9 protein-coding genes and 1 tRNA gene are annotated in these 12,940 nt (G+C 65.1%); 2 read left to right on the forward strand and 8 right to left on the reverse strand.

Annotated elements, in window-relative coordinates:
- Positions 1-362 precede the first annotated feature (362 nt).
- A complete protein-coding gene (locus ASF08_RS07795) occupies positions 363-2,228 on the forward strand; it encodes a calcium-binding protein (protein ID WP_082473121.1) in 1,866 nt (621 codons plus the stop codon).
- Between the two features lie 309 nt (positions 2,229-2,537).
- On the opposite strand, the gene ASF08_RS07800 is transcribed toward ASF08_RS07795, so the two are convergent.
- From ASF08_RS07800 to ASF08_RS07815, 4 genes are all read right to left on the reverse strand, one after another.
- Positions 2,538-2,613: transfer RNA gene (locus ASF08_RS07800), tRNA-Phe, on the reverse strand.
- A gap of 254 nt (positions 2,614-2,867) precedes the next feature.
- Positions 2,868-3,647 carry a restriction endonuclease gene (locus tag ASF08_RS07805; protein WP_056143613.1) on the reverse strand — a complete coding sequence of 260 codons (780 nt, stop codon included), beginning with the start codon at positions 3,645-3,647 and terminating at the stop codon, positions 2,868-2,870.
- Between the two features lie 722 nt (positions 3,648-4,369).
- A complete protein-coding gene (locus ASF08_RS07810) occupies positions 4,370-4,867 on the reverse strand; it encodes a MucR family transcriptional regulator (RefSeq protein ID WP_056143616.1) in 498 nt (165 codons plus the stop codon).
- 561 nt (positions 4,868-5,428) lie between these two features.
- Positions 5,429-6,091, reverse strand: a complete 663-nt coding sequence (locus ASF08_RS07815; RefSeq protein ID WP_056143452.1) for a class II aldolase/adducin family protein — start codon at positions 6,089-6,091, stop codon at positions 5,429-5,431.
- 99 nt (positions 6,092-6,190) lie between these two features.
- On the opposite strand from ASF08_RS07815, the gene ASF08_RS07820 reads away from it, so the two are divergent.
- Positions 6,191-8,803 carry a bifunctional acetate--CoA ligase family protein/GNAT family N-acetyltransferase gene (locus ASF08_RS07820; RefSeq protein ID WP_056143455.1) on the forward strand — a complete coding sequence of 871 codons (2,613 nt, stop codon included), beginning with the start codon at positions 6,191-6,193 and terminating at the stop codon, positions 8,801-8,803.
- A gap of 17 nt (positions 8,804-8,820) precedes the next feature.
- Here ASF08_RS07820 and ASF08_RS07825 read toward each other — a convergent pair whose 3' ends face one another.
- The 4 genes from ASF08_RS07825 to ASF08_RS07840 all read right to left on the reverse strand — a co-directional run bounded on the left by ASF08_RS07825 (position 8,821) and on the right by ASF08_RS07840 (position 12,488).
- Entirely contained in the window at positions 8,821-9,618 is a 798-nt protein-coding gene (locus tag ASF08_RS07825; RefSeq protein WP_056143457.1) for an ABC transporter permease, read from the reverse strand.
- A 146-nt stretch (positions 9,619-9,764) separates the two neighbouring features.
- Positions 9,765-11,132, reverse strand: a complete 1,368-nt coding sequence (locus ASF08_RS07830; protein WP_056143460.1) for a hypothetical protein — start codon at positions 11,130-11,132, stop codon at positions 9,765-9,767.
- A gap of 351 nt (positions 11,133-11,483) precedes the next feature.
- Entirely contained in the window at positions 11,484-11,801 is a 318-nt protein-coding gene (locus tag ASF08_RS07835) for a hypothetical protein (RefSeq protein WP_043764995.1), read from the reverse strand.
- Between the two features lie 201 nt (positions 11,802-12,002).
- Positions 12,003-12,488, reverse strand: a complete 486-nt coding sequence (locus ASF08_RS07840; protein WP_056143464.1) for an SRPBCC family protein — start codon at positions 12,486-12,488, stop codon at positions 12,003-12,005.
- Between the last annotated feature and the right edge of the window lie 452 nt (positions 12,489-12,940).

A 12,940-nucleotide genomic window follows, 5' to 3' on the forward strand; every position in this document is an offset into this window, starting at 1 on the left:
GCTGTGTCGCACCATGTGAAACGTCGGCATTGAACGAAACGATCCATCGGCTGCGCGAAGCGCGTCCGGCGGCCTCACAATTTGTGCGATAACCCAGAGGGTCGGATCAGGCACACCATAAGATAGTGCTTAATCGAGCCGCGCTTTTTCTATTCCTGGCGTCTCAGACCTCATTGTATCCCGGCCTTCGCAAAGGCATGCCTGCCAGCCATTGAGCTGAGCCTTGATTGTCGGATGGCAATCCGTGCTCGCCTCTCAAACGGATGTCAGGGTAGGCGTCTAGTGTAAATCCAGCCATGATATGTTTTATGTATTTCGTTAATTCTTCGCATTGAATTCGCTCTGAAACGGGAGTTTATACTATGAGTTATGCAGGATTGGCAATTTTTGACGACGATCGCATCAAAGAAGTGATTTTTTTGAGCAATAACGCCGATCCGAACTCAAACAAAGACGCGCCTCTCAAGGTGGGCTTCGCCGGCGGGTTCCTGGGCCTGTCCTTAGGGGGAGCCCCTTCGGTAAGATATACGTATCTAAGTGGTGGCGCCCAGGTCAATGTCGCCGATGGGGCCGGACCGTTAATTCTTGCCTATGACGACAGGACTGGCGATTCCGTTCTGCAGGGTGGTAAACTTGGTGACTTCCTATACGGCGGCTCGGGCAATGACGTCTTGAATGGCGGTGGCGGCGACGACACCTTGATAGGCAATCTGGGTACCAATATCATCCGAGGCGGTTCCGGAAACAATACCGCCAGTTATGTGGGATACAGCGGACCGAACGCTCCGGATACTTTGGGCGTTCAGGTCTTTCTTGACGAGCGCGAGGCCTACAACAGGGACGGCTTCGGATTTCATGACACGCTCATCGACATTCAGAATGTTGTCGGCACTCGTTTCCTCGATATCTTGGTCGGTGATGCGGGTGACAATATCCTGGAAGGTCTCAACGGCGCCGACGTCATCCGAGGTGGCGCAGGTAACGACACGTCGAGCTACGAGACGTCAGCCTTTTCTGTCGATGTGAACCTGACGACCAAGGTCAACGATGGTGGGGCGGCGTGGGGGGATATTCTCGAGAGCATCGAGAACGTTCGCGGAAGTGACTACGCGGATTCTCTGACGGGCGATGCAAAAGCCAATGTGCTCGAAGGCGGCGCGGAAGCCGACCAGCTTCTCGGCGCGGGTGGCAGCGACACGGCGAGCTACGAGCATTCTCTCTTCGGTGTGACCGTCAATCTGACGACGGGGGCCAATACCGGTGGCGACGCTGAAGGTGATATCCTGACCGATATCGAGAACCTTCGCGGCAGTCGATACGAAGACGTTCTGACAGGCGATGCGACGGCCAATGTGCTCGAAGGCGGCGCGAAAGCCGACCAGCTTTTCGGCGCGGGTGGCAGCGATACGGCGAGCTACGAGCATTCCCTCCTCGGTGTGACCGTCAATCTAGCGACGGGCTCCTACAGTGGCGGTGACGCGCAAGGCGATATCCTGACCAGTATCGAGAACCTTGCCGGCAGCCAGAACGCCGATACGCTGACGGGCGATGCGGCGGCCAACGTCCTCGCTGGCGGCGCGGGAAATGACCGGCTTTTCGGAGGTGAGGGCAACGATACCCTGCGCGGGGACGCTGGCTCCGACACGCTGGTCGGGGGAGTCGGCGACGATAGGCTGGTGGTTATCGAGGCGCCGACGCTGGTCCAGGGGGATGCCGGCAACGACAAACTCTTCCTTCAGGGGGCGGAAACCTTCACGTTCATCGACATGAACTTCAAGGAGGTCGAGGCGGTCTATGTGCGCGATTCGCTGACCCTCGATATGTCTGGTGTGAGCACGAAGGTCGCGATCACCGTACAGAATGCCGCAACGACGCTCGCTACGGTGACGGGCACCAAGGGCAACGACACCATCACGGCCGGTGCGGGTGACACGGTCCTTGACGGTAGCACCGGGAGCGACAAACTCTCTGCCGGCGCAGGGGCTGATACCTTCACTTTCAAAGCGAACTTTGGACGCGACAATGTCTATGGCTTCGAGTCAGGTGCAGACCATTTTGACGTGTCAGCCCTCGTCAACAGCTTCAATGACATCAACATCAGCGGACTGAATGGCGGAGCGAATACGCTCATCACATTCGAGGGCGCTGGGTCAGGCAACAAGATCATCCTTCATGATGTTGCCGCTTTGTCGCTGGATGCGAGCGATTTTGGGTTCCTCCTCACCTAAGTTCAGTTCCCATCCCCTAACCCGAGCCCGGCCGGATCACTCCGTGCCGGGCCTTTTTCTGGCGTGATGCCGGCCGCTGTGCGGCACGTCCCAACGGGCGCGCTCGGAGTCTCACCGGGGATCCGTCGAAGGTACCTGTGGACCTCGCCCGCCAGCGCCGGTGTTCGTCGTCGCGACGGTGAGCGGCCCAATCAGGCAGGTAGGGGCGCCGCAGAAACCACAGAATGACGGGGCGGCGTCCCCACTTCCGTAAACCGGTGCGGGCGAGAAGGCCCAACGATCTCAATGCGGAAATGGCATAAAAGGAAATGGTGCCCAGGGACGGAGTCGAACCGCCGACACTGCGATTTTCAGTCGCATGCTCTACCAACTGAGCTACCTGGGCCTCCGCCGAAGCGCTTGGCGCCGTCGACTGGAGCGGGGGTATAGTGAGGTCGTGGGGCCCTGTCCAGCCTCCTTCTCACGCATCCTGCAATCGGATCGATTCAACCGATGTCCCCTCCGGCCCCGCATCCTCCACAAGACCAGACGATGCAGGCGGTGAGTTGCGAGGATGAGGGGGTCTGCTTGGGAAAATGGACCTTGGCGGATGACCGACTTTGGTATGCGCCGCCGCCGAGAGGTCCCATCGAAGGGCTCTCAGGCGGGCTCGGCGTCGAGCCGCCGCGATCTGCGGATGGGCGCGAGGTCGCGAAGGGCGTCGTGGTGGAGGAGAAGGACGCCGGTGGCGCCCGACAGCCTGCGCGCGGCGGGGGTGAAGCCGGCATTGGAGACGACGGCCGCCATGTCCGCCTGCCAGTAGCGCGCCGCCGCCGAGGCCTCCTGCACCGCCGCGTTGCCCACGGGCTTCGTGTAGCGCTTGCACTGGAGCACGAGGCGGATGCCTGAGCGCTCGGCGACCACGTCGGCCCCCTGGTCGCCGCTGGCCTTCGTCTGGCGCGCCGTCCAGCCCGCCTCGCGCAGGGCCTCGGCGCAGAAGCGCTCGTAGGCGATGCCGTCCTCCGGCGCCTCGTCCTCGTCCGGCAGATCGACGGAGAGAGCGACATCGTCCACGATGTCGAGGACCGTCTGCCAGCGGGTATCGGCGAGATCGGTGAACCCCCTGGCGTCGAGATGCGGCAGGATCGTCCGCTCGGCGAAGTAATCCCGCTCGCGCAGCCAGCCGTCGTCGATCCGGTTGCCGTAGGCGTCTTCGAAACATTCCTGGCGGCGGCGCAGAGCAAGGGTCTCGGCATGGGTGCGCGCGAGCCGGCGGACCGTCCGCCTGAAACGCGCGGGCCTGTCGAGGCGATGCAGCAGGATCAGGCCAAGGCAGAGGCCGGTTGCGGCCAGGGCGGGTAGTCCGAACCAGAAGGCGAAGCCGCCGCCGACGATCGTGGTCCAGAACAGGCGCGCGACGAGGCTCGATCGACCGGACATGCGCATCCCTTCCCGCCTTCGGGGCGGCCGCACCGGCCGCCTGTTTTCCGAGAATGCAGGGAGGGCCTTGCGACAGGCCTAACGGCACGGCGGCGAAAGACCGCCGGATGGACCACGATCGTCTCGCGGCATGACCAGGGACGGCGCGTCCTCAGTCTCTCTCAAAGAGATCCGGTGTGATTCCCGGTCCTATCGGGCACAGATCTTGTCGTCCCGCCGGCGTTCGACAGACATCATGTCCCGATATCGGGATATCCTATTATATAGGATAGATAGGAATGAGTTTCATTCAAATGTATCGCGAAATTAGGCTCGGTTTTTTCGATAAATCGAACAACGGGCGCGGGTATGGTCGGTTGTCGTGACGAGCCGGACAGTCACCGGCGCCACAACTCTCCTGTGGATAGGTTCGCGGCTGCGGCTGTTTCGCCCCGAAGGTGCTTTGGGCACCTTGGTTCGATGCCTGTCCGAGGAGGTCCCGATCGTCGCGAGACATGTCGAGCGGCTTGGGATCGTTGATCCAGCGAGAATGGGTCATTCCATCCGCTCGTCACACGCACGGCTTTGCTTCACTTGCCTTGGACGAAGCGCTCCGGAAACCGAAGCGCGTCCTGGTGGCTCCGTCGTGGCCGTCGCCTCGCCCCTCGAAGTCTCGCCCCCGGAAGTCTCGTATCCCGGGGTGAGGTTGCGCCTCGGTGAGGCGAGCCACAGACTCGTCGGGCTCAGGAGGCGTTGGTGGCCGTGCGAGGGCGACGACCGCGCGGCGCGGGTGTCGGCGGTGCCTCGACGACGGGTGCCTTCACGCGGGATTTCCTGCGCTGCTGGCCGAGCCCCATGTTCTTCGCCAGTTCCGACCGTGCGGCCGCATAGTTCGGAGCAACCATCGGATAGTCGCTCGGAAGGTTCCATTTTGCCCGATATTCTTCGGGCGTCATGGAATAGCGCGTCCGAAGGTGGCGCTTCAGCGATTTGAACTTCTTGCCGTCTTCGAGGCAGATGACGAAATCCGGCGTGATCGAGCGTTTGATCGACACGGCCGGGGTCAGCGGCTCGGCCTTTTCCGGCGTCTTCGCCGTCGTCAGACTGCCCAGGGTCGTATGAACCGATGCGATGAGGGCCGGAATATCCGAAACCGGCACGGAATTGTTGCTGACGAATGCCGAGACGATATCCGCCGTAAGCTCAATATAATCCGCCACGAAGTCGTTTTCGATTTCCACGCGCACCCCCGAAAGTAGGACAGCCTTAGACCGCTGCCAGGCGCCGATGGAGCCTGGCCGAAAGGTCTTGTCTTCAGATTGAATTGACTAGGCAGTTAGTATGATAGCCATTAACAAAGCGCAAGAGGCTTTGGCAAGACCAGGGTAACCGCAACAATTTGAAGGAAGCTTCTGGTGTGCTGCGGGAGCTTTCGGCATCTGAGGAATGGCCGACGATCTTTGCGTGAGGGGAGACTTTTTTAACTCCCTAGGCTGGAAAAAAAATCGAACTGAACAGAGGTTTCAAAAGTTATTTGTGAAACTGGAACCTTTATGCTAGTTGGTGAGCTCTTTTAGCTCACGCTCGCAACTTCAGATGCGCGATGCGGTAAAAAACTACACGGTGCATCGGCTCGCACATGCGGTGCCCGACGCGGCCGGCGGGGCGGCCGAATGACCGCGCCGGGAAGAAAATTTTCTGGAAAACCCGATGTCGGGAGGCCGGTCACGGCCTCCGAGGGCGCGTGCCGAGCAACCTCTACGTAATCATCGCGGCCCGAGCCCTTGGACGTAGGGGCGAACTCAAGGCGTTTCTGTGCGGCTCCGTGGCCCATAGTTTTCGAAGCGCCTGATCGTTCGCGCGATCTCGGCGTCGGACAGTATGACCGGCTTCCCGACCTGGAGGGCGACGGCGTATTGGCGGCACAGGGCCTCCATCTCTACCGCCAGCCACAAGGCCTTGCCGAGATTACTGCCGATCGCGATCATGCCATGGTTGGCCAGGAGGCAGCCGAGGCGGTCGTCGAGGGCGGCCACCGCCGCGACCGACAGGTCCTCGGTTCCATAGGGAGCATAGGGCGCGCAGCGTATCGTCGGGCCGCCGGCGGCCGCGATCATGTAATGGACGGCGGGAATCTCGGTGCCGCACATGGCGAAGGCGGTGCAATAGGTCGGATGGGCGTGCACGACGGCATCGATCTCGGGCCGCCGCCGCAGGATGTCGCGATGGAAGCGCCATTCGGAGGAGGGGGCGAGGGCATGGCCGTGCTCCCCCTCCATGCTCATCGGCACGATGTCCTCCGGGCGCAGCGCATCGGCCGGGATGCCCGAGGGTGTCATGAGAAAGCCGTCGCCGTGGCGTACCGAGACGTTCCCGGCGGTGCCCTGGCTCAGGCCCAGGGTGATGAGGGAGCGCATCGCCTCGACGATCGCGCAGGAAATCTCGTAAGCTGTGGGTTCTGACATGTGGTTCCCCCGGTCGAGAGTGATCCGCGCCCTATACCTTGCCGTTCGGCGCGATGTCGCACGCCGTCGCCCCGGTCCGATCGAAGGTTACGCCAGTCCATGAGCACCTATCGCTTCGAGGCGTTGCTCGCCCCGCGGGCGATCGCGGTCGTCGGCCTCGGCCAAGGCGCGGTCGGCCAGGCCGTGGTCGGCAACCTGGGGAAGGCCGGGTTCGCCGGCCCCGTCCATCTCATCGGCGAGGCGGGCCTTCCCACCCTCGACGACCTGCCCGAAACGCCGGATCTCGTGGTGATCGTGGCCCAGGCCGCGGAGGTGGAGGGCTGGGTGGAGAAGGCGGGGCTGCGCGGTGCCGCCGTGGCCGTCATCCTGACCGCCGATCTGCCGGACGATCTCTGCGAGGCGGTGCGCAACCGGGCCCGGCAATGGGGCATGCGTCTTCTCGGCCCCAACAGCATGGGCCTGACCGTGCCGCGCGCGCAGCTCGATGCCAGCCTGTTCGCGGCGGCGCCCAAGGCGGGCGATCTCGCCCTCATTTCGCAATCGGGCACGGTGGCGGCGGGCATCGTCGCCTGGGCCGCGCATCGCGATGTGGGATTCTCGGCCATCCTGTCCCTCGGCACCGCCTGCGACATCGATATCGCCGATTGCCTCGACCATTTCGCCGCCGACATCCACACCCGCGCGATCCTGCTGTCGCTGAACGTGATTCCCAACGCGCGCAAGTTCATGTCGGCGGCCCGCGCCGCCGCCCGCGCCAAGCCGGTCCTGGTGCTGCGCACGGGGCGCCACGCGGCTCCCCTGCGCCACACCGTTACCCATACCGGCGCCCTCGCCCGGCCGGATGCGGTCTACGAGGCGGCGTTCCGGCGGGCGGGGTTGCTGAGCGTCGACGGGCTCGACGCCATGTTCTCGGCGGTGGAGACGCTGGGCCGGCAGCGCCCCTTTCCCGGCCAGCGCCTCGCCATCCTGGGGAACGGCGAGGGCATCGGGGCGCTCGCCGCCGACAGGCTCGCGGACCGGGGCGGCACGCTGGCCGCGGCGGGGCTCGGCGGCAACCCCACCGATCTCGGCGTCGAGGCCGATGCGAAAGCCTATGCCGACGCCCTCAGGCCCCTTCTCGCCGATCCCGCCAACGACGCCGTGCTGGCCATCCACGTGCCCACCGCCCGCTCCGACAGCGCCGGCGTCGCCGCGGCCATCGCCGACACGGTGAGCACGGCCCGGCGCAAGGGCGGACGGCGCAAGCCCGTCTTCGCGGTTACGGTGGGCGACGACGGAGAGGCCGGCGCGGTGCTCGCCGCCGCCGGCATCCCGCGCTTCGCCACGGACGCCGACGCCGTGGAAGGCTTCATGCACCTCGTCCGCTACCGCGAGGCGCAGGACGACCTGATGCGCACGCCGGATTCCCTGCCGCGCGAATTCTCCCCCGATGTGGAGGCCGCCCGCGCCATCGTGGTGGCCGCCATTGAGGCGGGGGAGACCTGGCTCGATCCCCATGCCGTGGCGAGCCTCCTGGCCGCCTACCGCATCGACAGCGTGCCGCTGACGCTCGCCCCCGACATCGATGCCGCCGCGGCGGCGGCCTGGCCCATCATCGCCGAGGGCGGCGCGGTGGCGCTGAAGGTGGTCTCACCGGACATCGTCCACAAATCCGATGTCGGCGGGGTGCGCCTGGACCTCACCAGCGAGGCCGATGTGCGCGCCGCCGCCGCCGACATCCTCACCCGTGCCCGGCGCCAGCGGCCGGATGCGCGGATCATGGGGTTCGCGGTCCAACCCATGGTGCGCAAGGGCAAGCGCCGCGAGCTCATCGCCGGGCTCGCCGAGGATCCCGTCTTCGGTCCGGTGGTGGTGTTCGGGCGGGGCGGCGTCGCCGTGGAGGTCATCGACGACCGGGCGCTGAGCCTGCCTCCCCTCGACCTCCGGCTCGCCAGCGAGCTCATCGACCGCACCCGCGTGGCGCGGCGGCTGGCCGCTTATCGCGACGTCCCGGCGGTGGACCGGAGGGCGCTCGGCCTCGTCCTCGTCAAGCTCGCCCAGCTCTCCGCCGACCTGCCGGAGGTGCGCGAGCTCGACATCAATCCCCTGCTCGCCGATGCCAACGGTGTGCTAGCCCTGGACGCCCGCGTGCTGGTCGGCCCGGCCCCGGAGCGGCGCGGCGGCACCCGCAATCCGCGCTTCGCCATCCGCCCCTATCCGGTGGAATGGGAGCGCAACCTCGTCCTGAAGCGCGAGAAGGTCACCGTGCGCCCGGTGCGGCCGGAGGACGAGGGGCTGTTCAAGAGCTTCTTCGAGCAGGTCAGCGCCGAGGATCTGCGCCTGCGCTTCTTCATGCCGGTCCGCGACTTCAACCACGCCTTCCTGGCCCGGCTGACGCAGCTCGATTACGCCCGCGCCATCGCCTTCGTCGCCATCGACGCGCAGACGGCGTCGATGCTCGGCGCGGTTCGCCTCCATGCCGATGCCAACCACGAGAGCGGCGAATACGCCATCCTCATCCGCAGCGACCGCAAGGGCACCGGCCTCGGCTTCGCCCTGATGCAGCTGATGATCGACTGGGCGAGGGCGGAGGGGCTCCAGCGCATCGAGGGCACGGTCCTCCGGGAGAACCGTCCCATGCTGGCCGTGTGCCGCAGCCTCGGCTTCGCGGTCCATCCGGACAAGGAGGACGGCGCGGTGATGAAGGTCGGGCTGATGCTCGGTGAGCCGTAGGCGGAGACGGGTCCGATTTAGTCTTTGGCTTTATTGTTGTAGAACAGGATTCCGACGAAAATCATGCCGACGCACCATTTGGTGAGATAGATGGCATCGAAGCTGGCATGGGGATAATTGGGGTAGAATCCCAGCCGAAATAGCTCGATGACGTGCGAGAGCGGGTTCCAGGAATAGATCGTCCGCACGGGCTCCGGTGTCAGGTCGACCGTCTTGAACGCGCCGCTGAACATCATCATCGGACGGCTCAGGAAGCCATAGATTGTGCCCCAGCCCGGAAAATACGACTGGATGGTCGAATTGACGAGCGCCATTCCGAAGGCCAGGAAGCCGACTGCGGTCAGGCTCAGAAGGCAGTTTTCGGGAGCCCAGGGCATGGCCTCTCGTATCCCGTATACATAGAGCGACGAGAAGAACAGGGCCATCAGCATGAAATTTTGAATCTGATGGATGAAGAATCTCGATAGTAGGAAATCGAACGGCTTGACGAAGTAATACTCCTTCGCTCGCGACTTCTGTGCACGAACACCGCGCGCGCAACGGCGAAAGATGTAGAACGGGAAGACGCCGGTCCCCATGAACAGGAGAACCGAGGGGCCGAAGGGAGGCTCCTTTCCGAAGAGATAGATTCGCAATCCCGCAATCATCACAACGAGGATGACCGGCTCGATGAAGAGGATGACGCCCAGGGCCGGATGATAATTGCGGAAGCGGACCCAGAAATCACGGACAATCAACGCCGTCATGATCGTCAGCCATGGCCGTGCCCTCTGCTTGGAGGGGGCGACCGGAAGGACGATCGAGGAATGTGCCATCGTTCAGTCGCGATCCAAGGATGCCGGGTGACGCGGAGTGGCGGGTTGCGGGACCGGCACCTCGTGCCGGGCGTTGCCTCGTCACGAGGCCGGAATTCTGGCCGAGGCCGCGCCGACGGTCATGACGACCGACGGCCGGCCTGGGATCAGGCGCGGCTGTTCACGATCGAGCGCACGGCAAGCAGGCCGATGAACCAGATCGCCGCCAGGATGAAGGCTCCGAGCACCATCGACAGGAAGACGCGCGGGCCGCCCGCGCTTTCGGGCAGGGCCGGGCGAACGTAGGGGGTGAGATAGAGATGCTGGGCCGCCGCGCTGGCCCGAGCGCGGTCGAGGGATTGCAGCGAGGTGAGCAGGATCGCCTGCGCGTATTGCCGGTCCATGTCGAGGGCCTCGAACCGGGCGACGACGCCGGCCAGGACGTTGCGGCCGGAGCGGCTGCCCGAAACCTCGCGCTCGACGGAAGCCAGCTGCTCGCGTGCGGCCTGGACGCGGGACTTCAGTGCCACGACCGATGGTGCCGACTCGCTGAGATTCTGCCTCCGGATCGTGTCGTAATCGGCCTCCAGCTGCGACACCGATCCGCGCAGGGTGCCGATGAGCTGGGTGTTGCCCGAGACGACGCTGGGTATCGGATCGATCACGCCTTCCTTCTCACGGAACTCGGCCATGGCGGCGCGGGCCTTGTCGAGGCCGGCTTTGGCCCGGACGACCTCCTGCTCGGCGAACTTGACGGCATCCTCCTCGGCGCGTTTGGCGATCTTGTTGACGAGGTTCTCCGACAAGGTGACCAGCTGGTTGGCGATGGTCAGGGCATCGTCGGGCCGGAACGCCTTGATCTCCACGGAGGCGAGCCCGGTGAGCGGGTCGTAATTCGCCCAGACCATCTTGTTCCAGTATCGCACCAGGTGCTCGGTCGACCGGCTCCTGTCGAACCGGTTCGGCCAATCGATCTCGGGACGGCTGTAGATCTCTCGGACATTGACGGTTTGGGACAGCTCGTCGACCACCTGACGGCTCTTGAGATAGTCGATCACGACGAAGTTCTGCGCGGTGCCGCCGCCGGCTGCCGCGCTGTGGCCACCCATGGCGCTGGCGACCGCCGCCGCGGTCGTGCCCCCGCTGCCCCCTCCGCCGAGGGGACCGGCAGACGGGGTCACTTCGGTGACGGAGAAGCGAAATTCGGCGAAGTATTGCGGCGTGGCGAGGAACAGGAAGTACAGGCCGAGCAGGCACAGCGGCAGGATCACGACGATGCCGAAGCTGAGCAGCGTGCGGCTCCAGTTATGTTCGGGGTGCGGCAGGGGGATGAGGGAAAACGTCTCGTCTTCCCCTGAATCGAGCGCCAGCTCCCGCCTCGCGTCGTCGTCCCGCCGGGGAACCATCTCGCGGTCGTCGTTCACCGCCAGTTCGCTGGACCGGGCCCGCTCTTCCTTGGTCACCGCCTCCTTGGACTCGAGTGCGGTGGCCCTGGCGGTCGGCAGGCGCGTGATGTTGTTGGGCGCTGAGCTCATGCGTCGCGGGGCCTGTCACCGAAATTTTGTCGCCCCCGACACTAGGAGATTTCCCGGCCCTTTTATGGCAACGCAGCGAGGATGTGGCGGGTGTGGCTTTCCAGTCGCCGACCGAAGCCTCGCCAATGATCGTCGAGAAGGCGGGGGCATGGCTGCAATCCTCCGAGAGGATTCGTGAGATAAACCGGATCTCGCCTGCGTTCTTTACCGTCGCACGACCCGGCCCCATTTGCCGCGAGGCAGGGTCACACTTTCGCGAGGGGGGCGATTGCTTCGGCGCCCCCCGCGCCGTGGGGCCGGGTCGGGTCACCTGCCTCGTGAGGGGCGGCGATCCCGAACGAATGCCCGAGCCTACGGGTAGCCGTAGCGTGACTTGGCGGCGGCGAGCAGGCCGATCGCCTCACGCTCGCGGCCGGCGGCGCAGGCTTCCGCGGCGCGCGCGAGGTCGGAGGAGAACCGTGCGCCCACCGGCGCGTTGAGGTTGCCGGTCGCCACATCGCTGTCCACCACGGCCTGTGTGCGGGCGATGCTCGGACCGCAGCCGGAGCCTGCCGGCAACGGGGCCGAGGCGACAGCGACCGGGGCGGCGGCCGGCGCCACCGCCGCCTTCGGAGAGGGGCCGGACGAGGTGCAGGCTCCGAGCCCCGCGGCGAGGCCGATGGCCAGCATCAGGCTGGCCGGTTGCGGCGGCACGATGTTCCTGGTCACGGCGGCTCTCCTTCACGCTCCGGCGCGATGGCCGGCACGGCATGGACGCCGCGCCGGGTTCTTGCCTTCACGCGAGGGGCGGGTCAATCACCGCAGCCGGGGCTCCGGCGACGATCCCGGACCCCGTGTCGGACCGTCACGTCAGCCCGTCACGCGAGCGCGTCATTTGGCCTTCTCGGCGATGGCCGCGAGGCCGGACTCGTAGATCCCCGTGATGGCATCGGTCGCCACCGTGTCCGGGACACCCTTGGCCTTGAAGGTCCCCGTCCACGTCACCGTTGATCCTGAGCCTTTCGGGCTCACCGCGAGGGTGGAGGAATAGTCGGAGACCGGCAGCGGGCTCTCGACGATGGCGTAGGTGTAGCTCATCGCCTTGTCGTCGCGCGCCGTCTGCGATTCGACGATGGCGCCGCCGCCCTTGAGGCTGAGTGTGCGCAGCATCGTGCCGCCCTTGGTGGAGGGCTCGCATTTGGCGATGGCCGGGTGCCAATTGCCGATGCCGCAGAAATCGCCGATCGTCGCCCAGACCTTGGCCGGGGGAGCCGCGATATCGATGGTCTTGGTGAGGTCGATGGCAAAGCCGGGGGCGGTGCCGGCAACCAGAACGAGGCCGGGCAGCACGATTCGACGCAGGAAAGTGCGCGACATGGACGGGTGTTTCCTTCCGATATTGTTATGTCGGCGCGGTACGAGGCGCACGCCGTGCCGTTGAACGGACGAACGTCAAGCTAGTCGCGAACCGGCACGCGACAATGGCCGGATCCCTGCCCACGAAGATGTGATGGACGGCGGTGCGTGCAGAGCGATCCTTGTCAACGGGGGCGTCGAGGGGTACGAAGCCGTTCGGTCGCATCGTTCGCGCGCCCGCTACGCCATTCGGGAGAGACGAGCCTTGGCCAGCGCCGGCTCCACGCAGGGAACCGCAGACACCGCCTTCGCGGCGGTGCGTGGTCATGCGCGTCCCCGAGCGCTCCTCGTCGGCCTTCTCCTCCTTATCCGCCCCTGAGGGCCGTCCGGGCGCGTGCGCCTGGGCTCTCAGGGGATCGTTTCGCGACCGGGGCCCTCGAGGGCTTCGTCGAGCCGATCGATGGATCAAGGCG

This window comes from Methylobacterium sp. Leaf85, from assembly GCF_001422125.1.
Taxonomy (GTDB): Bacteria; Pseudomonadota; Alphaproteobacteria; order Rhizobiales; family Beijerinckiaceae; genus Methylobacterium; species Methylobacterium bullatum.

Bases quoted from the DNA above. Each gene is read 5' to 3' on its own strand.
- ASF08_RS07795 (WP_082473121.1), top strand. From the start codon at position 363: ATGAGTTATGCAGGATTGGCAATTTTTGACGACGATCGCATCAAAGAA.
- ASF08_RS07805 (WP_056143613.1), bottom strand. From the start codon at position 3,647: ATGTCCGGTCGATCGAGCCTCGTCGCGCGCCTGTTCTGGACCACGATC.
- ASF08_RS07815 (WP_056143452.1), bottom strand. From the start codon at position 6,091: ATGTCAGAACCCACAGCTTACGAGATTTCCTGCGCGATCGTCGAGGCG.
- ASF08_RS07820 (WP_056143455.1), top strand. From the start codon at position 6,191: ATGAGCACCTATCGCTTCGAGGCGTTGCTCGCCCCGCGGGCGATCGCG.
- ASF08_RS07825 (WP_056143457.1), bottom strand. From the start codon at position 9,618: ATGGCACATTCCTCGATCGTCCTTCCGGTCGCCCCCTCCAAGCAGAGG.
- ASF08_RS07830 (WP_056143460.1), bottom strand. From the start codon at position 11,132: ATGAGCTCAGCGCCCAACAACATCACGCGCCTGCCGACCGCCAGGGCC.
- ASF08_RS07835 (WP_043764995.1), bottom strand. From the start codon at position 11,801: ATGCTGGCCATCGGCCTCGCCGCGGGGCTCGGAGCCTGCACCTCGTCC.
- ASF08_RS07840 (WP_056143464.1), bottom strand. From the start codon at position 12,488: ATGTCGCGCACTTTCCTGCGTCGAATCGTGCTGCCCGGCCTCGTTCTG.